The organism is Micromonospora sp. NPDC049529 (assembly GCF_055586685.1).
Genome location: NZ_JBVJHT010000009.1, coordinates 130,227 through 151,297, shown reverse-complemented (window position 1 = coordinate 151,297; position 21,071 = coordinate 130,227). Strand labels below are relative to the sequence as shown.

The following is a 21,071-nucleotide window of genomic DNA, read 5'->3' as shown; positions in this document are numbered from 1 at the left end:
CCCGGTCCGAAACCGGGTGCCGGTCCCGGACGGGGCCTGTTAGGGTCTCCCGCAACAGCGACGACGGAGCCGAGTAACGGTTCGACCAGCGGGTTTCGAGAGAGTCACCGGCAGCTGCGAAGGTGACACCCGTCCGGGCCGTGAAGACCCTCCTGAGCTGCGGGAAGAACGACGTCGGGGCAGATGGTCACGGCATCCAGTAGAGCCCGCCGACCGGCCCACGTCACGGGCGACGAAAGAGGCCGTCGGCTTCCCCGCCGACGGTGAAGGTGTGGTGGCACCGCGAGGTTCCCGCTCGCCCACACCTCCCGGGGATCGCGTTGCGATTGACGAGGAGGTAACACCACATGCGACGCGTCCTTTCCACCTCCCTGCCCACCCAGGTCGGCCGCCCGGTGACGATCGCCGGCTGGCTGCACCGCCGCCGGCTGCTCAAATCGGTGGCGTTCCTGATCCTGCGCGACGCCGGTGGCCTGGCCCAGGTGGTGGTCACCGACCCGGAACTGCGGGCCCGGTTGGCCGAGCTGCCGGAGGAGACCGTGATCGAGGTGACCGGCCGAGTGGCCGCGAACCCTGCCGCGCCCGCCGGGGGCGAGCTGGTGGAACCCGTGGTACGCCTGCTCGGCGAACCCGCCGTACCGCCCCCGTTCGACCTGTACCGGCCGATCCTGGCCGCGACCCTGCCGACCCAGCTGGACCACGCGCCGGTGGCGTTGCGCCACCCGACCCGGTCGGCCGCGCTGCGGATCTCGGCGGCGGCGGTGGCCGGCTTCCGGGCCACCCTCGACGCCCGCGACTTCGTCGAGGTGCACACCCCGAAACTGGTCGCCGGTGCGACCGAGAGCGGGGCGAACGTCTTCACGCTCGACTACTTCGGCCGGCCGGCGTACCTGGCCCAGTCGCCGCAGTTCTACAAGCAGCTGATGGTCGGCGTCTTCGAGCGGGTGTACGAGGTCGGGCCGGTGTTCCGGGCCGAACCGCACGACACCGCCCGCCACCTGGCCCAGTACACGTCGCTGGACGTCGAGTTCGGTTTCGTCGACGACCACCGGGACGTGATGGCGATGCTGCGCGAGGTGCTCGCCGGCATGCTCGACTCGGTCGCCGGGCGGGCCGGTGCCGCGCTCGCCACCCTCGGGATCGAGCTTCCGTCGGTGCCGGCCGAGATCCCGTCGGTGCACTTCACCGAGGCGCTGCGGATCGCCGGTGCCCCGCCGGACGAACCCGACCTCGCCCCCGCCCACGAACGGGCGCTGGGGGAGTGGGCCGGCGCCGAGCACGGCTGCGACTTCCTCTTCGTCACCGGCTACCCGATGGCCAAGCGCCCGTTCTACACCCACCCGGCCCGACCGGGCAGCCCCGAGCACCGGCCGGCGCGTACGGGTGCCGTGGAGCCGGCGTACTCGAACGGGTTCGACCTGCTCTTCCGTGGGGTCGAACTGGTCACCGGCGGACAGCGCCTGCACCGGCACGGCGACTACCTGGCGGCGCTCGCCGCCCGGGGTGAGCCGGTCGAGCCGGTCGCGACCTACGTGGCGGCGTTCCAGCACGGGATGCCGCCACACGGGGGCTTCGCGATCGGGTTGGAACGGTTCGTCGCCCGGTTGACCGGCGCGGCCAACGTACGGGAGGTCACCGCGTTCCCCCGCGACCTGCACCGGCTGACCCCGTAGCCGCCCGTCGAACGGAGGTGCCCCGGGTGTGGTGCTACCCGGGGCACTTCTCGACGCGGTGGACGGAAACTAGCCGAGCAGGGTCGGCAGGCGGCGCTCGACCAGGGGGAGCACCTCGGCCACGGTCACCCGGCGGCCGAGTTCGGCGGTGAGCGAGGTGACTCCGGCGTCCCGGATGCCGCACGGCACGATCTGGTCGAAAGCGCCCAGTTCACAGTCACAGTTGATCGAGAACCCGTGCAGGGTCACCCCACGGGCGACCCGGATGCCCAGTGCGGCGACCTTGCGGGCCGGTCCGCGCTCGTCCTGCGCCACCCAGACCCCGCTGCGCCCCTCGATCTGGGTCGTCGCCAGCCCCACCTCGGCGCAGACCTCCATCAGCATCTCCTCGGTACGCCGGACGTACGCGACCACGTCCACCGGGTCCGGCAGCCGGACGATCGGGTAGCCGACGAGCTGCCCCGGCCCGTGCCAGGTCAGCTTCCCGCCCCGGTCGACGTCGATCACCGGGGTGCCGTCGACCGGCCGGTCGGCCGGCTCGGTGCGCTTGCCCGCGGTGTAGACGCTCGGGTGCTCCAGCAGCAGGACCGTGTCCGGCTGCTCACCGGCGACCACCGCCTCGTGCAGCCGGCGCTGCTCGTCCCAGGCGGCCAGGTAGTCGATCTCGCCGAGCGCAACGGCCTTCAGGCCGGAAACAGTGCTGGTCACGCCCTCCAGACTAGTCCCGCCCGCACCTCCCGACCCCGGTGAGCCCGCTCACCGAGGCAGAGACGGTCACGGTGGGGGCAGGCGCCAGAGCCAGACGTCGTCGACGCGTTGGGGTGGGCCGAGCAGTTCGGTGGCGGCCTGCCGGAGGGCGTCGACGTGCACCGGGTACTTGGCGCCGTGCACCCGGTCGGCGAGCACCACCGCCTCGACCCGCCAGTAGCGCAGGTCGGCGCGGGCGGCGGCCCGGTCGGCGTCGCTGATCGGCGGTACGGTGCCGGTCTGCGCGACCTCGGCCAGCAGGGCGTCGGTGGGGCGGGGGACCGGGCCGATCCGGCCCCGCCCGTCCGGTCCGCCGGGGCCGAGGAAGAAGCCGGACGGGATGGCGAACTCGCCCTGCCGGTGGGCGAGCGCGTACGCCTGCCAGCGTTGCCCGTCCGGGGTCACGTCGAGGGTGAACGGCAGCGGGGCGAGTACGCCCCCGGTGGTGACGTACCCGCGCCAGTCGCCGGAGGTGATGAACGCCGGTATCGGTTCCCGTTCGATGGTCAGCAGGCTCACCGGCAGCAGGGGCAGCAGGGCGACGGTGAAGCCGACGGTCGCGCCGATCCGGGCCCGTCGTGTCAGGGGAGCCTGCGCCAGCCGCTGCACCGCGTACGCGAGCAGCAGGCCGATGATCGGCGCCACCACCAGGGCGAGCCGGGATGGCAGGGCGGCGTTGAACACGGGCAGCTTGCCCAGCAGCGCGTACGGCAGCGGGAAGTCGAGGATGTGGCCGTCGAATTTGATCCGGGGTCCCCAGGAGAGGACGGCGAAGGCCCCGCCGGTGACGGCGAGCGCCCGCAGGGTGGCCCGGCGGCCGGGTTCGGCGTGCCGCCACAGCAGCACCAGGCAGGCCACGGCGAGAATCAGCAGCGGCAGCCCGAAGAACGAGTTCTCCTCGGTCGGGTTCGGGGCGAGCGAGGAGTCCAGTCCGGCCATCCCGGCCAGTGAGCGCTGTGGGAACGCGGCGAAGGCGAGGATGTCCTCGGCGTGGATCCGGGGGTCGAAGCCGGTGCCGTGGTAGCGCTGCGGGCCGAGGAAGTGCAACCACAACGGGTACGACAGCAGCGCGAACGCCACCGCCCCGGCGACCGCGAGCCCACGCAGGAAGGTGGGTAGGGCGGCGCGTGCCTCGGCCCGACGGGTCCGGTCCAGCGACCAGGTGCCGAGGAAGACGGCGCAGGCCAGGGCGGTGAAGAACAGCCCTTCGGCGGCGATCGAGAAGGCGACCGCGACCAGCACCCCGAGGATGACGCCGTTGCGTATCCAGCGGCCGGGGGTGGGCAGGCGCAGCACCCGCCAGAGCAGCAGCGGCACCAGCCAGCCGGCGGTCCAGTTCAGGTGGGCGTTGGCGTGCGACACCATGCCGGGGGCGAAGCCGATGAAGAGCCCGCCGAGCAGCGCCGCCGCGCGGTGCCGGACCAGGTGCCGGGAGAGCAGCCAGTACCAGGCGAGCGCGGTGGCGGCCAGGTTGAGGGTGAGTACCACCAGGAAGGTCGCCGGTGGTCCGATCAGGTACGTCAGCGGGGCGAAGACGACGGCGTACACGGTGATCGAGGTGTTGACCGCGAGGTTGACCCCGTCGGGGACGTTCAGCAGTGATGTGAAGAGCGGGTCGGCGCCGTGGGTGAACGCGTGCGCCCCGTAGGCGAGCAGCCATTCGAAGAGGGCCTGGTCGCTTGAGTTGACCGTGATCGCCCGGCCGTTCGGGTCGGCCCACAGGCCGCTGGTGACCCAGACCGCGAGTGCCAGGGCGGCGACGAGGGCGAGCAGGTCAACCCGCCTGTCGCGGCCTGTCGGGATGGGCGGTGCGGGGGGCGACGGCGGGTCGGAACCGGCCGGCGTCGGCCCGGCGACCAGGGACGAGGGAATCGGCACGGGGCGGACGTTACCAATTTTCGTCCGACACGCCCGCGTCGCGCCTAGCCTTGACGGAGTTACTGAAAATGGATATCAATTCACTTGATGGCTGGTGTCGTGTCGGAAAGGTCCGTACCGTGAAGATTTCTTTTGTCGGCAAGGGTGGCAGCGGCAAGACCACCCTGGCCGCGTTGTTCGCCCGGCACCTCGCCGGCACGACCGCGCCGCTGCTGGCCGTCGACGCCGACATCAACCAGCACCTGGCCGCGGCCCTCGGTGCGACCGAACACGAGGCACTCACCCTGCCTGCGCTCGGCGACCACCTCGGCGAGATCAAGGAGTACCTGCGCGGCGAGAACCCGCGCATCACGTCGGCCGCGGCGATGGTCAAGACCACCCCGCCCGGCCGGGGCTCGCGGCTGCTCCCGGTCGCCGGGGCGAATCCGCTGTACGACAGCCTCGTGCGCGAGGTCGGCGGCATCCGGCTCGCCGTGACCGGCCCGTTCACCACCGAGGATCTCGGCGTCGCCTGCTACCACTCGAAGGTCGGCGCGGTGGAGTTGCTGCTCAACCACCTGGTCGACGGCCCCGGCGAGTACGTCCTGGTGGACATGACCGCCGGTGCCGACTCGTTCGCCTCCGGCCTGTTCACCCGCTTCGACACCACGTTCCTGGTCTGCGAGCCGACCCTGCGCAGCATCGGCGTCTACCGCCAGTACGTCGGCTACGCCCGCGAGTACGGCGTACGGGTGCACGTGGTCGGCAACAAGGTGGACGACTCCTCCGACGTCGAGTTCCTCCGCGAACACGTCGGTGCCGACCTGCTCACCTGGATCGGCCGCTCCGGCTACGTCAAGGCCGCCGAGCGGGGCACCCCGTTGCCGATGACCGCCCTGGAGCCGACCAACCGCGACGCGCTCGAACGGATGCGCTCCACGGTCGACGCGGGCGCCAAGGACTGGCCCACCTACACCCGGCAGGCGGTCGAGTTCCACCTGCGCAACGCGACCGCCTGGGCCAACGACCGGGTCGGCGAGGACCTCGCCGGCCAGGTCGACCCGGACTTCGTCCTCGGCCCGACGGCGGTGGACCTCGCCGCTCGGGCCGGATGACGACGGCACACCGACAACCGAGTACCCCATGACCAGAAGGAGAAAGCATGTCCCTTGACGTTTCCGCCGCGCTGTTGGAGCGGGCCGAGGCCGGTCGGGTCGACGACGACGAGTTCGTCGACTGTGTCCGGACCTCGCTGCCGTACGCCTGGACCGTGGTCTCCGACGTGGCCGCCCGGTCGGCGGACCCGACGGTCGAGTTCGCCGACCACGCGGTGCCGCCGCCGAGCGAGGCCGAGCGCGGGCAGTTGCTGCGCGCCCTGGCCAGCGACGCGATCCGGGGTGGCCTGGAGCGCCACTTCGGAGTGAAGCTCGCGTTCCAGAACTGCCACCGGGTGGCCGCGTTCAAGCTCGGCGCGGTCGGTGGCGACACCTACCGGCGGTTCATCTCACCGCTGGCCCAGGTACGCAACCAGTCTCCGGAACTGCGCGACTGCTGACGATGGACGGAGGGTCCCCGGTCGGTGCGACCGGGGACCCTCTCCCGTCTCCGTTCGGCGGGAGGGGCACATGCCGGCATAGGTGAATATGTGACTGCCAACCATGTCATGGCGCCGTCATGCGGACGTAACGTCTCGGCAACTCGGGGGTGACTCAGTTCACAATTCATCGTCAGGAGACCGCCCGTGCGCCGCCCACCCGCACTACTCGCCCGGATCGTCCGCGCCGCAGCCGTACCCGTGCTCGTCGCCGCGGCGGTCCTCACCGCAGCCGCACCCGCCCAGGCCGCCAGCCTCACCCAGGTCACCGGCTTCGGCAGCAACCCCGGCAACCTCGCCATGTACGCCTACCGCCCCGACGGCCTGCCGTCGAACGCGCCCCTGGTGGTCGCGCTGCACGGCTGCACCCAGGACGCGAACGCCTACTACACCAACTCCGGTTGGAAGAAGTTCGCCGACCAGTGGAAGTTCGCCGTCGTCTTCCCGCAGACCAGTGCGGCCAACGCCGCCAACGCCTGCTTCAACTGGTTCCTCACCGGTGACACCGCGCGCGGCCAAGGCGAGCCGGCCTCGATCAAGCAGATGATCGACTACTCGGTGGCCAACTACGGGACCAACCCGGCCCGCGTCTTCGTCACCGGCCTCTCGGCCGGCGGGGCGATGAGCGCGGCGATGCTCGCCACCTACCCGGACGTCTTCGCCGCCGGCTCGGTGGTCGCCGGGCTGCCGTACCGCTGCGCCACCTCGCAGACCAACGCGTACACCTGCATGTACTCCACCGTCAGCAAGACCCCGCAGCAGTGGGGCGACCTGGTCCGGGCCGGCTACGCAGGCTACACCGGCCCCCGCCCCCGGGTGTCGATCTGGCACGGCCGCTCCGACGCGGTGGTCGTACCGGCCAACGGCACCGAACTGCGCGACCAGTTCACCAACGTGGCCGGCGTCTCGCAGACCCCGACCAGCACCTCGTCGCTGCCCGCCGGCACCACCATGGAGGTGTACGGCAACGACGCCGTCCGGCTCTACCAGGTCGCCAACATGGGCCACGGCACCCCCGTCGACCCCGGCACCGGAGCCGACCAGTGCGGCACCGCCGCCGCGTACTTCCTGGACACGATCTGCTCGGCGTACCGGGACGCGCTCTTCTTCGGCCTCGACGGCGGCTCCTCCGGACCGGGCAACCCCGGTGAGCCGGGTGCGCCGGCCACCCCCACCGGCCTCGCCGTCACCGGCACCACGGCCAGCTCGGTCTCGCTGAGCTGGGGCGCGGCGAGCGGAGCGAGCGGCTACCACGTCTACCGCAACGGCAGCCGGGTCACCACGACCGCGCTCGGCGGCACCGGATACACCGACTCCGGCCTGACCGCCGGCACCAGCTACGCGTACGCGGTCAGCGCGGTCAACTCCGCCGGCACCGAGAGCGCCCGTTCCGCCACGGTCTCGGCGACCACCACCGGTGGCACCACGCCCCCGGTCTGCGTCACCGCGACCAACTACGCCCACGTCCAGGCCGGTCGCGCCTACCAGTCCGGCGGGTACGCGTACGCCAACGGTTCCGCCCAGCGGATGGGCCTCTACAACACCTTCTACAGCTCGTCGCTCAAGCAGACCGGCGCGAACTACTGGGTGATCGGCTGCTGAACCCGGTACCAACCGGTACCACCCCGACCGCCCCGTCACCGGAACCCGAGCCGGTGGCGGGACGGTCGCCGTCAGCCGTCAGCCGTCAGCCGTCAGCCGTCAGCCGTCAGTCCTCGGTCGTGGTCGACCGTCGTCAGTCGTCGTGCAGGGCGGCCCGCAGCGCGGACCCCAGGTCCGGATGTTGGTAGGTGAACCCGGCCCGGGGCAGCACCCCCGGCAGCACCCGGGCACTGCTCAACGCCTCCATCGCCAGCCCGCCGAGCAGGACCCGCAGGGCGAAGCCGGGCACCGGCATGACCGCCGGCCGGTGCAGCGCCGCCCCGAACTCCCGCGTGAACTCGGCGTTGGTGACCGGCGCCGGACCCACCACGTTGACCGGTCCGGCGAGGTCGTCGCGGGCCAGCAGGAACTCCACCGCGCCCAGCCAGTCGGCGAGCGAGATCCACGGCATCCACTGCCGACCCCCGGCCAGCGGGCCGCCGATGCCGAGCCGGAACGGCAGCAGTTGCGGCTTGAGGAAACCGGCGTCCCGGTGCAGCGCGTAGCCGGTACGCAGCCGGACCACGCGTACGCCCGCGTTCTCCGCCGGACCGGTCGCCGCCTCCCAGACCCGGCACATGTCGGCGAGGAAGCCGTCGCCGGCCGGCTCCTCCTCGGTGACCGGCCGGTCGCCGGTGTCGCCGTACCAGCCGACCGCCGAGGCGTTCAGCAGCACCGCCGGCCGGTCGGCCGGGGGCAGGGCGGCGATCGTCTCGGCCAGCGTCCGGGTGGTGTCCACCCGGCTGGTCCGCAGCAGTTCACGGTAGCGGTCGGTCCAGCGTTGGTCGCCGACTCCGGCGCCGGCCAGGTTCACCACCGTGTCGGTGCCGGCGACCACCGCCGGGTCGAGCTGCCCGGCCGCCGGATCCCAACGGACCTGGTCGGGCTGTCGGGCCGGATGGCGTACGAGTTGGGTGACCTCGTGGCCGTCGGCCCGGAACCGTTCGATCAGCCGACTGCCGAGGAAGCCGGACGCGCCGGCGGCAAGGATCCGCATGTGTCCATCCTGGCAGAGCCCCCGTTCAGCGGCCGGCGGGCGGCCGGTGAACGGGTCCGGGGGCCGCGAGGCGATCGCCCCGCGGCCCCCGGGGACCGTGCTCTGGTGGTGCTGCCGGTCAGGCCAGCTCGGCCTCGAAGTTGCCGGCCTCCAGGCGCTCCTTGACCGCGCTGAGGAAGCGGGCCGCGTCGGCGCCGTCCACCAGTCGGTGGTCGTAGGAGAGGGCCAGGTAGACCATCGAGCGGGGCGCGATGACCTCGCCCAGTTCCGGGTCGTTCAGCACGACGGCCCGCTTGACCACCGCACCGGTGCCCAGGATGGCCGCCTGCGGTGCCGGCACGATCGGGGTGTCGAAGAGCGCCCCGCGGCTGCCGGTGTTGGTCACCGTGAAGGTGCCGCCGGAGAGCTCGTCCGGGCCGATCTTGTTGTTCCGGGTCCGGTCCGCGACGTCCGCGATCCGCCGGGCCAGGCCGGCGAGGTTGAGGTCACCGGCGTCCTTGATCACCGGTACGAGCAGGCCCTTCTCGGTGTCGACCGCGATGCCCAGGTTCTCGCTCGCCGGGTACGTGATGGTGCCCGCGTCCAGGTCGATCGACGCGTTCACCACCGGGTACGTCTTCAGCGCCTCCACCGCGGCGAGCGCGAAGAAGGGGAGGAAGGAGAGCTTCACGCCGTGCTTGGCCACGAAGTCGTTCTTGGCCTGCTGGCGCAACCGGGCGATCTTGGTGACGTCCACCTCGACCACGGTGGTGAGCTGCGCGGAACTCTGCAGCGACTCGAACATCCGCCGGGCGATGGTGATCCGGGTCCGGGTGAGCTTCTCGGTCCGGCCACGCAGCGGGCTCGGCTCGGCCTTGGCCGGGGCCGGCTTCGCGGCGGCCGCCGGAGCGGCCGGTGCCGGGCGGGCGGCCGCGGCACGGGCCTTCTCCGCCGCCTCCAGCACGTCCTGCTTGCGGATCCGTCCGCCCACACCGGTGCCGGTGACCGTCGACAGGTCGACGCCCTGGTCGGTGGCGAGGCGGCGGACCAGCGGGGTCACGTAGCTCGCCACGTCCTCGCCGTTGGTCGGCGTGGCCGGTGCGGCAGCCGGCCGGGCCGGGGCCGGCTGAGCCGCCCGCTCGGTCTGCGCCGGCTTGGCGGACTGCTCGGCCTCGGCGACCGGCGCGACGTACGACGCACCGGAGACCGGCTCGGCCTCGGCCGCCGGGGCCGGTTCGGCCTTCGCCGCCGGGGCCGGTTCGGCCTTGGCGGGCGCTGGGGTCGGCTCGGGTGCCGGGGTCGCGGCGGGTGCCGCACCCGCCGTCCCGATCACCGCGAGGTCGGCGCCCCCCGCCGCCGTCTCGTCCTCGGCGACCTTGATCTCCAGCAGCGTGCCCGCCGCCGGGGAGGGGATCTCGGTGTCGACCTTGTCGGTGGAGACCTCAAGCAGCGGCTCGTCGGCCTCGACGGTGTCGCCGACCGCCTTCAGCCAGCGGGTGACGGTGCCTTCGGTGACGCTCTCGCCGAGAGCGGGCATCTTGAGCACGGTGCCGCCACCGGTGGCCGGGGCGCTCTGCGCCGGTGCGGGCTCCGCCGCGGCCGGCTCCGGTGCCGGGGCCGCCGCCTGCGGCTGCGCGACCGGCTCGTCCTCGGCGGGTGCCTGCTGCGCGGGCGGGGCGGCCTGGGTGGTCGGGCCGCCCTCGCCGGCCGACTCGCCCTCACCGGAGATGACGGCGAGTTCGCTACCGACCTCGGCGGTCTCGTCCTCGCTCACCACGATCCGGGTCAACACGCCGGCCGCCGGGGAGGGGATCTCGGTGTCGACCTTGTCGGTCGACACCTCGAGCAGCGGTTCGTCGACCTCGACCCGGTCGCCCTCCTGCTTCAGCCAGCGCGTGACGGTGCCCTCGGTGACGCTCTCGCCGAGCCGGGGCATGGTGACCGATACCGGCATCTCTCAAGACTCCTTCGTGGCCTTTGCGACGGTCACCCGGTTGCCGCCGGGTGTCGCGGAAGAACTGTGCTGTGCGGTCAGGCGTGCGCGTGCAACGGCTTGCCGGCCAGGGCGAGGAACGCCTCGCCGAGGGCCTCGGTCTGGGTCGGGTGGGCGTGTACGAGCTGCGCCACCTCGGCCGGGTAGGCCTCCCAGTTGAAGATCAGCTGAGCCTCGCCGACCAGTTCGCCGACCCGGGCACCGACCATGTGGATGCCGACCACCGGACCGTCGGCGACCCGGACCAGCTTGACGAAGCCGGCCGTCTTGAGGATCTGGCTCTTGCCGTTGCCGCCGAGGTTGTAGTTGTACGTCGACACCTTGTCGGCGCCGTACTTCTCCTTGGCCTTCGCCTCGGTGAGCCCGACGGAGGCAAGCTCGGGGTCGGAGTAGGTGACCCGCGGGATGCCGTTCTCGTCGATCACGGCGGGGTTCAGCCCGGCGATCTCCTCCGCGACGAAGATGCCCTGCTGGAAGCCCCGGTGGGCGAGCTGGAGGCCGGGCACGATGTCGCCGACGGCGAAGATGTTGCCCACGCCCGTACGCAGCCGCTCGTCGGTCAGTACGAAGCCCCGGTCGACCTTGATGCCCTGCTCCTCGTAACCGAGGTTGGCGGTGGTCGGGCCCCGGCCGACGGCGACCAGCAGCAGTTCGGCCTCGAAGGTCTCGCCGCCCTCGATGGTCGCCTTCACGCCGGTCTCGGTCCGCTCGACCTTCTCGAACCGCTTGCCGGTCTTGAAGTTGATGCCACGCTTGCGGAAGGCGCGCTCCAGGGCCTTGGAGGACTCCTCGTCCTCGGCGGCGACCAGTCGGGGCAGCGCCTCGATGATCGTCACGTCCACCCCGAACGAGCGCCACACGCTGGCGAACTCGACGCCGATCACGCCGCCGCCGAGCACGATCGCGGAGGCGGGGACCCGGTCCAGCACGAGGGCGTGGTCGCTGGTGATCACCCGTTCGCCGTCGACCTCCAGGCCGGGCAGGCTGCGGGCGTACGAGCCGCTGGCGAGGATGATGTTGCGGCCGGTGTAGCGGCGGCCGTCGACCTCGACGGTGTCCGGGCCGACCAGGGTGCCGTGCCCCTCCACGACGGTGATCTTCGCGCTCTTGATCAGGCCCTGGAGGCCCTTGTAGAGGCGGGAGATGACCCCGTCCTTGTAGGAGTTCACCCCGGACATGTCGATCCCGATCAGCTCGGCCTTGATGCCGAACTGCTCGGACTCACGGGTCTGGTCGGCGATCTCCGCGGCGTGCAGCAGCGCCTTCGTCGGGATGCAGCCGTTGTGCAGGCAGGTCCCACCGAGCTTGCCCTTTTCGATCAGCGCGACCGACAGGTCCAGCTGCGCGGCGCGCAGCGCCGCCGCGTACCCCCCGCTGCCACCGCCGAGAATGACGACATCGAAGGTTTCGCCGTTCGGCTCGCTCACAGTTAACTCCCAGGTCGCGTCGCTGCCACGAGGGCCATGCCAATGGAAACGGGCATTTCGTCCTCACCGGCCGTTGCATTCCGGCCGGATACCTTCTACCTGGGCCATCTTGTCACTTGCAGTGCCGCGCCGCGTAACTGAGGTGCCCAAGGACACGTCCGTTCCACGTACGCTTTGCCCAACCACCGGACATGGCCGGCACGGGCGGGCGGGAGGAGACGAGCGGGTGGCCTGGTTTCGGCGCCGCAAGCAGGGCGGCAGCACGGCAGGTGACCGGGTTGCGAACCGCGGCGACGTGGAGCACCTGGAGCAGTTCGTCACGTCGCGGCGGGGCGTCGAGGCGTTCATCGAGCCGCGCACGACGGTGACCGAGACGACAGTGATGTTGATCGCGTACGACGGGGAGTGGACCCGGCGCCGGATCGACAGCCCCGAGGGCGCCCGGCGGTTCGCGCACAGGATGGCGATCCCGATCTACGACGTCCGACTGGTCGGCTACCCGCAGCGGATGCGCGACTTCAACGAACGCCGTAAACGAAACGCGGGTGCCTGAGCTGTGGCGCAAGCGCGACGACCCCCGGCCGGGCGTTGGCCGGGGGGCGGTTCGCGTGCGTGCCGCTCAGTTGCCGGCGGCGATCTCCTCGACCAGGTGCAGCAGGGTCCGGACCGGTACGGCGGTGCCGCCCTTGGTCCAGTAACCGGTCGGCTCACCCGAGTGGTAGCTCGGCCCGGCGATGTCGATGTGCGCCCAGTCGACCCCGTCGGCGACGAACTCGCGCAGGAACACCCCGCCCTGCAACATGTGACCGGCCCGGTCCATGCCCGCGTTGACCTGCGAGATGTCGGCGACGTCGGAATCCATCCCGGTGCGTACGTCCTCCGGCAGCGGCATCGGCCAGGCCGGCTCGCCGACCGCGTCACCGGCGGCGCGTACCCGGTCGCAGAGATCCGGCGTACCCATCACCCCGGCCACCCGCTTGCCGAGCGCGACCACCTGGCCACCGGTCAGGGTGGAGGTCTCCAGCAGGTAGTCGCAACCGTCGGCGCAGGCCCGGGCGATCGCGTCACCCAGGATCATCCGGCCCTCGGCGTCGGTGTTGAGCACCTCGACCCGCTTGCCGTTGAACATGGTCACCACGTCACCGGGGCGGTACGCGGTCGCCGACGGCATGTTCTCCGCCATCGGCAGGTACGCCTGCACCGACACGGCCGGCTTCAGCTCCGCGATGGCGAGCATGGTCGCGGCGACCGCAGCGGCGCCGGCCATGTCCGACTTCATCTCCCACATGCCCTGCGCCGGCTTGATCGACACGCCGCCGGTGTCGAAGGTGATGCCCTTGCCGACCAGCGCGACCCGCTTGCCGTTCCCGGCGCCGCCGGCCGGCTGGTAGCTCAGCTTGACCAGCCGGGGCGGCGCGTCCGAGCCCAGCCCGACCGCGACGATGCCGCCGTAGCCGCCGGCCGCGAGGGCCTTCTCGTCCAGCACCTCGACGGTCAGTCCGGCCCCGTTCGCGGCGGCCACCACCGAGTCGGCGAACGACGGCGGGCGCAGCTCGTTCGGGGCGGTGTTCACCCAGTCCCGGGTCCGGGCGACGGCGGCGGCGACCACGGTCGCGCGGGCGATCTCGGCGCGGGCGGTCGCGTCGGCGGCGTCCGGCACGTGCACCGAGATCTCCACCACCGGCGTACGGCGGGTCGGCTGCGGGCGGGTCTTGTAACCGGCGAACCGGTAACCGCCGATCAGCGCCCCCTCGGCCACCGCGCGCAACGCGGCCGGGGCGTCCTCGTCGTCCGGCACCGGCAGGCTCAGCGCCACCCGGTCGGCGCCGGCCAGAGCCCGGATCGCCGACCCGGCGGCCCGCCGCAGCGTCTCCGGCGCCGGGGCGGCACCGGTCGGCTCGGCACCCAGACCGACGGCCACGACCAGCGGGGCGGTGACCGTGCCGAGGGTGGCGAGCTTGATCACCTCGCCCTGGGCGCCGGTCGCGCCGAGCAGGGCCAGGGTCTCGGTCAACCGTCCGTCGAAGGCGGCGGCGATGCTCTCCGCCCCGGTCGCCAGCAGCAGCGTGCCGGCGTACCCGCCGGGCCCCTCACCTCCGGTGTCCGCGGACCCGGTCTGGCTGTGCACGCCGATCACGAGAGCGTCGACGGCAAGCTCGGCGGGGTCGGTGTCGACCAAGCTGAGGGTGGTGCTGGGCGATGTCACTCGGCGTCTCCGGGCGGGCTCGGCCGGCCGCGTTGTGCGCGGTCCGGCGACGAAGGTCTCCGGCGAACCTACCCGCCGGAGAGGTCGGCTGTCCCAGCGACTGTCGCCGAAGGGATCCCGCCGATGTTAATCACCAGGTCGAGCCCAGGTGAGCCAGGAGGTCGAGCCCCGGTAAGTTGCCATTCATGACCGACCTGACCACGGCCGCCGCCGACGCGCTGCTCCGCTCACCCCTGCACGAGCGGCACGCCGCGCTGGGCGCCAAGTTCGCCGCCTTCGGCGGCTGGTCCATGCCGCTGGAGTACGCCGGCGGCGGAGTGCTCAAGGAGCACACCTCGGTCCGCGAGGCGGTCGGCGTGTTCGACGTCTCCCACCTGGGCAAGGCGCGGGTCACCGGGCCCGGCGCGGCCGACTTCGTCAACGCCTGCCTCAGCAACGACCTGGGCCGGATCGGCCCCGGCCGGGCCCAGTACACGCTCTGCTGCGACGAGGCCACCGGCGGCGTGGTCGACGACATCATCGCCTACCTCCACGGCGACGAGCACGTCTTCCTCATCCCCAACGCGGCCAACACCGCCGAGGTGGTGCGCCGGCTGCGGGCCGCCGCGCCGGCCAGGGTCACCGTCACCGACGAACACCGGGCGTACGCGGTCCTGGCGGTGCAGGGGCCGCGCTCGGCCGACCTGCTCGCCGCGCTCGGGCTGCCGACCGAACACGACTACATGAGCTTCTCCGCCGCCACCCTCGCCACCGGCGACGGCGAGCCGGTCGAACTGGTGGTGTGCCGGACCGGGTACACCGGCGAGCACGGGTACGAACTCGTCGTACCGGCGGCCGGGGCGACCGGGGTCTGGGACACGCTCTTCGCCGCCGGCGCGCCGTACGGGCTGCGGGCCTGTGGCCTGGCCGCGCGGGACACGCTGCGTACCGAGATGGGGTACCCGTTGCACGGGCAGGACCTGTCGCTGGAGATCACTCCGGTGCAGGCCCGGTCCGGCTGGGCGGTCGGCTGGGACAAGCCGGCCTTCTGGGGGCGGGAGGCGCTGCTCGCGGAGAAGGCGGCCGGCCCGCGCCGGCTGCTCTGGGGACTGGCCGCACAGGACCGGGGCATCCCGCGTCCGGGCATGCGGGTCCTCGACGGTGACGCCGGGGTGGGCACGGTCACCAGCGGGACCTTCTCGCCGACCAACAAGACCGGCATCGGGCTCGCCCTGCTGGACACCGCCGCCGGGCTCACCGAGGGCGCGACCGTCGAGGTCGACGTACGCGGCCGCCGCTCGGTGATGAAGGTGGTCCGGCCCCCGTTCGTGCAACCGTCGGTGCGCTGACCGCCGCTCGTCCGCCGCTCGTCCGTCCCGCAGGGGCTCAGCTGTGTCGGCCGGAGTCGAGTACGGCCTGGGTCCAGCCGCCCTCGACGACGGTGCCCCGGTCCAGTAGCGCCCAGTCGACCACGTCGGCGGTGGCGATCACGACCGGGGCGCCGATCCGTACCGACGGGTCGGCGACGGCGTCGCAGGCACTGGTGCCGTGGATCTGCTCCGGCCGGTGCCAGGAGTCCACGCCGGCCCAGACGTACTCGGGGCCCTCGGCGGTGACCAGGCCGTACTTGATCAGCAGTTGCAGGTCCCCGGCGAGCAGGCCGCCGACGTACCGTTCCCGGACGCCGGCCAGGCCGGCGCGGGCGGTGGCGACGGCCCGCGCCATCGCGTCGTCGCTGCGGTCGTAGCGGATGTCGGAGCGCGGGGTGCCGAACAGGGTGGTGCAGACCCCGGCGAAGTACCGGCTGGCGGTGCCCTGGTGGCCGATCGGCGGCAGCAGGGTCAGGAACGAGTCGGCCTCGGGGTCGGTGGCCGGGTCGAGTTCCAGCCGCAGGGCGGCCGGTCCGGCGGCGTCGGCCTGCCGGGGATAGCCGTACGCGACCGCGATGTCGTGGTCGGTGACCGTGGTGACGACCGGCAGTTGGACGAAGGCCGGCACCTCGATCCCGGACAGCCCGTCGGTCCAGGTACGCAGCAGCCGGCGGGCGACCCCGGTCATCACCGCGCCCCAGCCCCGGGTGAGGTGTCCGGGCACCTCCTGGGCCTGGAGTTCGAGCAGGCCGAACCGGCGCAGGCCCTTGGTGGTGAACCAGAGCCCGCCCTCGGCGGTCGAGTACGGCACCAGCACCCAGTCCACCAGCCGGACCCGGCCCTCGGCGTCGGGCAGCGACCGCAGCGCGGTGGCCGGGTCGAGGAACTGCAAGCCGAACACGTCGACCAGGTCGCCGCCGACCGCCTCCGCCATCGCCGCGCCGACCGCGCGGGCGGCCCACTCGTGTGCCGGTGGCCAGCCCGGCCGGTAGCTCGCCTGGACCACCACCAGGCTGTTGGCGTCGGCCAGCCGGGCGAGTTGTTCGTCGGTGGCGCCGAACGCGGTGAGCAGGTCCGGTGGCAGGTGCGGGAACTCCGACACCGGCCGCAGGTCGACCGTCATCAGCGGGCTGTCCAGCATCTGCCGGGTGAGGTCGTGGACCAGTTCGGTGACCCGGTCGCCGAGCGCCGCCATGGCCTGCGCCGGGGTCAGCTCGGGCGGGGTCGAGACCGGCACCAGGTAGGTCGCGGTGAGCGACTCCGGCACCGGCAAGGGCAGGAAATCGTCCGTGATGATCATGACGGGCCCCGCTCGACGAAAAGTAGTGATTCTCTTTCGCGAACGCTACCGAAGATGGCCGGCCGGATCAGCCGGTCAGCACCAGACCGAGGTAGACGAGCGTGGTGACCACCTCGACCTGGGCACCGAGCACGTCGCCGGTGATCCCGCCGAACCGCCGTACCGTGTGTCGCAGCAGCACCAGCCCGGCGGCCAGGGCGAGGCCGACCACGACCGGTCCCTGCCACGGGCGGTCCGGCACGGCCGCCACCGCCACGCCCGCGACGGCGACCGTGGCCACCGCCAGCGGCACCCGCCCGACGGTTCCGGCGACCAGTGCGCCCAGCCCGTCCGGCCGGGCCGCCGGCACTCCGCGCCGGCAGGCCCAGCTCACCGCGAGCCGGCCGGCCGCGCTCGCCGCGACCACGCCCGCGAGCAGCGCCGGCCAGGTCCGGTCCGGCAGCGCCGAGAGCACGCCGACCTGGATCAGGAGTACGAGAACGAGCGCCGCGACCCCGAACGGGCCCACGTCCGGCTTCTTCATGATCTCCAGCGCCGCCGGCCCGGTCCGGTACGAGCCGAGCGCGTCGACGGTGTCGGCGAGCCCGTCCAGGTGCAGTCCCCGGGTGAACAGCGCACCGGCGGCGACCGTCACCGTGCCGGCGACCAGCACCGGGGCACCGGCGGCGGTCACGCCGAGCAGGATCGCGCCGAGCACCGCGCCGAGCAGCACACCGGTGGCGGGAGCGAGCGCCATCGCCAGCGCCGCCGTCTCCCGGTCCACCCTGCCGGTACGCAGCGGCAGGGTGGTGAACGTGGTCAGCGCCAGCCGGGCGCCGGCCGCGAACCGGTGCTCAGGCACCACGCGAGGCGCCGTCGCCGGCCCGCGCGTCGAATTCCCCGGCCTGCGGCCCCGGACCGAATCCCGAGGCCCGGGTCGTGGTCCCGTCGGTCCGCTCGCCGTCCCGGTCGGTCCCGTCGGCCGGCGCGGACTGCTCCTCGGGGGAGCCGGCGGGGAACCAGTCGGGCCGGGCCGGGCCGGGACCGGCCGGCTCCGGCTCGTCGAACTCGCCGCCGTTGCCGGTGCCGTCGCGGTCGGATCCGCCGTCGCCCCGCCGCTCGTCGGTGGCCGGCTCGTCCTCCGGTTCGGCCCAGCCGGCGGGTGCCAGCAACGGGTGCCCGCCCACCGACCCGGCCAGGGTCAGCGCGGTACGCAGCAGCGGCAGGGTGGCCAGCGCGGTCGCCCCCTCGCCCAGGTCGAGCTTCAGGTCCAGCAGCGGGGTCAGGCCGAGCACGTCGGCCGCGAGCCGGACCGCCGGGTGCCCGCCGTGGTCGGGCAGCAGGCACCAGTGCCGGGACTGGCCGGCGAGATCGCGGGTGACCATGCCGGCGGCCACGCCGACCGGGCCGTCGAGCAGCACCGGGGTACGCCGGGCGGTGGCGCCGAGCAGGATGCCGGCCGCGATCGCCACGTCGCCGCCGCCCAGTTCGGCCAGGATGTCCTTGGGGCCGCGCGGGCTGCGCCGGCTGCGGTGCAGGGCATCGCGTACGGTGCCGCAGCGGATCATCCAGGCCGCGTCGTCCACCTGGCCGCCGGGGCTGATCACCCGACCCAGTACGGCGGCCGGCTCGGCCCCGGCGGTGGCGGCCAGTACGGCCGCGGTGGCGGCCTCGGTGCCGGCGCCGCAGGCGGCGAGCACGATCACCTCCACCCCGTCGTCCACCGCCTCCTCGGCCAGCCGCCAGCCGTAACGCAGGGCCGACTCGACCGCCTCGGCGGTCAGCGCCGGCCCGTCCTCGATCGGGGCGGCGGTGGGCGCGTCCACCACCTGGAGGCTCGCGCCGACCTCGGCGGCCAGCCGGGCCAGCGGGCCACGTCCGGCCCGCGCCTGGTCGGCGCGGCGGCCGGAGTCACCGGCCACCGTCCCGGCGGCGGCGCCACCGTCATGGTCGCCGTGCAGCAGCAGTACGCGTACCGACCGCCACGGGCGTGGGGTCGGGGTGCCCTGGGTGCCGGCGGCGAAACCGACCACCCGTTCGAGGTTGCCGAGCCCGGCACCGGGCAGGTCGAGCGTGGCGAGCCGGTCGATCGCCTGCGGCCCGGCGTACTCGTCCGGCATCGGCAGGTCCATGCCGGTCTGGATGACCAGTCCGGTGGCGACCATCGGCAGCATCATGGTCGGCGCGGACCAGGGCGAACTGTCGACCGGTTTCTCCGGTTCCGGCTCGGGCAGGTGCGGGGTGAGGACGTCCGGCGAGGCGACCCGGTTCGAGACGTCCGGTTCGGCCACCGGCTGTTCCACCGCGATCTCGGTGCTGGCCGGCGTGTTCCGGCTCGGCCCGGACTGGCTGGGTACGACCACGTTCGGTTGCGCCGGGCCGGGCTTGAGCCAGGCGGGTTGCCCGGCCACCACCAGGACCACCGCGTCGCAGACCTGCGCGAGGGCCTGGTTCGTGGTGCCGAGCGCGTCGGTGAACGCCCGCCCGAGGGTGGTCGTCGGCACCAGGGAGAGTCCGACCTCCGGGCTGACCAGCACCAGGCGGGCGGCGCAGTCGCGGATCACGGCGGCGAGTTCGGCGATGGTCGCGCGGTCGTCGGCGGGCTGGTGGACCGGGTCGAGCAGTACGGTCACCCACCCGCCGAGATCGTCGACGAGCAGCGTGTCGTTCGGCCCGGCACCGGCGATCAGTTCGGCCAGCCGGGACGGGTCGGCGGCCGTCTCCTCGGTCGTCCAGCCGGCCGGGCGGCGCAGTTGGTGGGCCTCGATCCGGGCGGCCCATTCCGGGTCGTCCGGTTCGGCGGCGCGGGCCGTCGCGACATAACGGACAGCCATCGTGTCGCGTACGAGCGACTCGGCGAACTCGGATTTGCCGGAGCGTATCCCGCCGAGCACGAGAACCGTGTTCCAACCGTCAACGGACATGTCCGTACCTTAGAGCGCCCAGCCGGGGATTCGCCTGGGAGGTCGGTCCACCGTCGGCGACCACCACACCCCGGCGGCGAGGTATCCCGGTTCGTGCCCTATCCGAGCGGTCCGGCGGCGGTGCCGGACGTCGTCGGGGCGCCGGACCTCTCCGGGTGCGACGCCCAGCGGGTCAGCGCCGGGACCACCCATCCGGTGACGACGAAGATCCCGCCCAGCACCGCCCAGCCGGCGCTTCCGCCGTTGATCAGCAGCAGCGTGAGCAGCACCGGACCGGCAGCCTGGGCCAGGCCGGTGATCAGCCCGTGCACCCCCTGGTACTGGCCGAGCGCCGAAGGGTGTGCGAGGTCGTAGGCCAGGCCCGTGGTGGCGGTCCCGTGATAGAGGTCGCCGAGGGTGTAGACCACCGTGGCGACCAGCAGCAGCCCGACGGCGGCACCGGGGCTCAGTCCGGCCGACGCGGCGTAGAGCAGCATCGCGGCGGCGAGCACCACCCCGGCCCGGCGCATCGTCCGGGCGGCGGCCCCCGCCCCCTGCGCGCCGTGGCTGATCCGTACCCCGAACAGCACGGTCAGGGCGGCGTTCGTGACCAGCACCGCGGCGATCACCGCTCGGGGCACCCCGGGCTGGCCGGCGATCCAGATCGGCAGCACCAGGCCGAGCACCACCTGATGCACCGAGATCACCGAGGCGGCGGCACTGACCGTGACGTACCGCACGTCACGCAGGGCCGCCCAGCCACCCGTCCGGACCACGCCGGGCGTCGGCGGAAGTGCGGGCAGTCGCATCAACAGGCCCGCCGAGATCAGGTACGTGACCGCGTTGCCGACGGCCAGCAGGGCGTACCCGGTCCGGGTGTCGGCGGTCAGCGCGAGCCCGGCCAGCGCGGCACCCACGCTGACCCCGACGCTGGCCACCGCCCACAGCGTGGCGAACGCGCGGACCCGTCCCTGCGGCCCGGCGACCGCCGCGACCAGCGCCGCCCGCACGGTCAGGTTCCCGGTGACCAGCAGCGCGTCGAGCACCGCCACCACCAGGAACGCCGAGAAGGAGTGGACCACCAGGTACGACGCCGCGACCACCGCCTGCCCCACCTGAAGTACGGCACGCAGCGCACGCGGGTCCCACCGGTCCGCCAGGTGTCCCAGCGGCACGCTGGCGCAGAGCCCGACCAGACCGGCGATCGTGAGCCCGAGACCGACCGAGGTGGCGGAGAGCCCCACGCCCCGGGTCAGGAACAGCGCTGCCCCGGCACCCCAGAGCCCGGTACCGACCGTGTTGGCCAGGGTCCCCCAGGCGAGTGTTCGCAGGTGTCCCGCCGGGGGAATCGGCGACCAGGCCGCACCCGTCCGCCCCCGCACCCCGCCCCCTCCCCGCACACTCCTCCGGGACGCTAGCGCCCTCC

The 21,071-nt window shown here is 73.1% G+C and carries 15 protein-coding genes and 1 pseudogene; 6 read left to right on the top strand and 10 right to left on the bottom strand.

The features are described 5' to 3' along the window. The first annotated feature begins 347 nt into the window (after positions 1 to 347). Positions 348 to 1,673: an aspartate--tRNA(Asn) ligase gene (gene aspS / locus ACZ6QQ_RS17235; protein ID WP_465877313.1), complete on the top strand. Its 1,326-nt coding sequence runs from the start codon at positions 348 to 350 to the stop codon at positions 1,671 to 1,673. Positions 1,674 to 1,742: 69 nt separating this feature from the next. Here aspS and lipB read toward each other — a convergent pair whose 3' ends face one another. Together lipB and ACZ6QQ_RS17225 are read right to left on the bottom strand one after the other, a co-directional pair. Beyond that, on the bottom strand, positions 1,743 to 2,381 hold the full coding sequence (gene lipB / locus ACZ6QQ_RS17230) for a lipoyl(octanoyl) transferase LipB (RefSeq protein ID WP_465877311.1): 639 nt from the start codon (positions 2,379 to 2,381) through the stop codon (positions 1,743 to 1,745). A gap of 66 nt (positions 2,382 to 2,447) precedes the next feature. Further along, entirely contained in the window at positions 2,448 to 4,298 is a 1,851-nt protein-coding gene (locus tag ACZ6QQ_RS17225) for a DUF6311 domain-containing protein (protein WP_465877310.1), read from the bottom strand. A 119-nt stretch (positions 4,299 to 4,417) separates the two neighbouring features. Between ACZ6QQ_RS17225 and ACZ6QQ_RS17220 the strand changes: the two genes are divergently transcribed. The 3 genes from ACZ6QQ_RS17220 (at position 4,418) to ACZ6QQ_RS17210 (ending at position 7,473) form a co-directional block, all read left to right on the top strand. Further along, positions 4,418 to 5,392 (top strand): ATP-binding protein, encoded by a 975-nt coding sequence (locus ACZ6QQ_RS17220; RefSeq protein ID WP_465877308.1) that lies wholly within the window; start codon positions 4,418 to 4,420, stop codon positions 5,390 to 5,392. 47 nt (positions 5,393 to 5,439) lie between these two features. Further along, positions 5,440 to 5,832, top strand: a complete 393-nt coding sequence (locus ACZ6QQ_RS17215) for an SCO5389 family protein (protein WP_465877306.1) — start codon at positions 5,440 to 5,442, stop codon at positions 5,830 to 5,832. A 186-nt stretch (positions 5,833 to 6,018) separates the two neighbouring features. Beyond that, positions 6,019 to 7,473, top strand: coding sequence for an extracellular catalytic domain type 1 short-chain-length polyhydroxyalkanoate depolymerase (locus tag ACZ6QQ_RS17210; protein WP_465877305.1), 1,455 nt, complete (start codon positions 6,019 to 6,021; stop codon positions 7,471 to 7,473). 133 nt (positions 7,474 to 7,606) lie between these two features. Here the strand turns inward: ACZ6QQ_RS17210 and ACZ6QQ_RS17205 are convergent, their stop codons facing one another. From ACZ6QQ_RS17205 to lpdA, 3 genes are all read right to left on the bottom strand, one after another. Then, positions 7,607 to 8,509 carry a TIGR01777 family oxidoreductase gene (locus ACZ6QQ_RS17205; protein WP_465877303.1) on the bottom strand — a complete coding sequence of 301 codons (903 nt, stop codon included), beginning with the start codon at positions 8,507 to 8,509 and terminating at the stop codon, positions 7,607 to 7,609. A 118-nt stretch (positions 8,510 to 8,627) separates the two neighbouring features. Continuing rightward, positions 8,628 to 10,442 carry a 2-oxoglutarate dehydrogenase, E2 component, dihydrolipoamide succinyltransferase gene (gene sucB / locus ACZ6QQ_RS17200; protein WP_465877302.1) on the bottom strand — a complete coding sequence of 605 codons (1,815 nt, stop codon included), beginning with the start codon at positions 10,440 to 10,442 and terminating at the stop codon, positions 8,628 to 8,630. A 77-nt stretch (positions 10,443 to 10,519) separates the two neighbouring features. Further along, complete coding sequence (gene lpdA / locus ACZ6QQ_RS17195) at positions 10,520 to 11,908, bottom strand: dihydrolipoyl dehydrogenase (protein ID WP_465877300.1); 1,389 nt, start codon at positions 11,906 to 11,908, stop codon at positions 10,520 to 10,522. A gap of 226 nt (positions 11,909 to 12,134) precedes the next feature. Between lpdA and ACZ6QQ_RS17190 the strand changes: the two genes are divergently transcribed. Then, complete coding sequence (locus ACZ6QQ_RS17190; protein ID WP_465877298.1) at positions 12,135 to 12,461, top strand: hypothetical protein; 327 nt, start codon at positions 12,135 to 12,137, stop codon at positions 12,459 to 12,461. Positions 12,462 to 12,527: 66 nt separating this feature from the next. On the opposite strand, the gene ACZ6QQ_RS17185 is transcribed toward ACZ6QQ_RS17190, so the two are convergent. Continuing rightward, on the bottom strand, positions 12,528 to 14,114 hold the full coding sequence (locus tag ACZ6QQ_RS17185; RefSeq protein WP_465877296.1) for a leucyl aminopeptidase: 1,587 nt from the start codon (positions 14,112 to 14,114) through the stop codon (positions 12,528 to 12,530). 185 nt (positions 14,115 to 14,299) lie between these two features. Between ACZ6QQ_RS17185 and gcvT the strand changes: the two genes are divergently transcribed. Beyond that, positions 14,300 to 15,442: a glycine cleavage system aminomethyltransferase GcvT gene (gcvT, locus tag ACZ6QQ_RS17180; RefSeq protein ID WP_465877295.1), complete on the top strand. Its 1,143-nt coding sequence runs from the start codon at positions 14,300 to 14,302 to the stop codon at positions 15,440 to 15,442. 37 nt (positions 15,443 to 15,479) lie between these two features. Here gcvT and ACZ6QQ_RS17175 read toward each other — a convergent pair whose 3' ends face one another. From ACZ6QQ_RS17175 to ACZ6QQ_RS17160, 4 genes and pseudogenes are all read right to left on the bottom strand, one after another. After that, on the bottom strand, positions 15,480 to 16,763 hold the full coding sequence (locus ACZ6QQ_RS17175; RefSeq protein ID WP_465877293.1) for a DUF2314 domain-containing protein: 1,284 nt from the start codon (positions 16,761 to 16,763) through the stop codon (positions 15,480 to 15,482). Positions 16,764 to 16,830: 67 nt separating this feature from the next. Next, positions 16,831 to 17,607: an adenosylcobinamide-GDP ribazoletransferase gene (locus ACZ6QQ_RS17170; protein ID WP_465877292.1), complete on the bottom strand. Its 777-nt coding sequence runs from the start codon at positions 17,605 to 17,607 to the stop codon at positions 16,831 to 16,833. 100 nt (positions 17,608 to 17,707) lie between these two features. Then, positions 17,708 to 19,666 (bottom strand): annotated as a pseudogene (locus ACZ6QQ_RS17165) (bifunctional adenosylcobinamide kinase/adenosylcobinamide-phosphate guanylyltransferase); the annotation flags it as partial. Between the two features lie 98 nt (positions 19,667 to 19,764). Then, positions 19,765 to 21,027, bottom strand: coding sequence for an MFS transporter (locus ACZ6QQ_RS17160; protein WP_465877290.1), 1,263 nt, complete (start codon positions 21,025 to 21,027; stop codon positions 19,765 to 19,767). Between the last annotated feature and the right edge of the window lie 44 nt (positions 21,028 to 21,071).

Coding starts and splice junctions, on each gene's coding strand:
- gcvT (WP_465877295.1), top strand. CDS start 14,300: ATGACCGACCTGACCACGGCCGCCGCCGACGCGCTGCTCCGCTCACCC.
- ACZ6QQ_RS17215 (WP_465877306.1), top strand. CDS start 5,440: ATGTCCCTTGACGTTTCCGCCGCGCTGTTGGAGCGGGCCGAGGCCGGT.
- ACZ6QQ_RS17175 (WP_465877293.1), bottom strand. CDS start 16,763: ATGATCATCACGGACGATTTCCTGCCCTTGCCGGTGCCGGAGTCGCTC.
- ACZ6QQ_RS17205 (WP_465877303.1), bottom strand. CDS start 8,509: ATGCGGATCCTTGCCGCCGGCGCGTCCGGCTTCCTCGGCAGTCGGCTG.
- sucB (WP_465877302.1), bottom strand. CDS start 10,442: ATGCCGGTATCGGTCACCATGCCCCGGCTCGGCGAGAGCGTCACCGAG.
- aspS (WP_465877313.1), top strand. CDS start 348: ATGCGACGCGTCCTTTCCACCTCCCTGCCCACCCAGGTCGGCCGCCCG.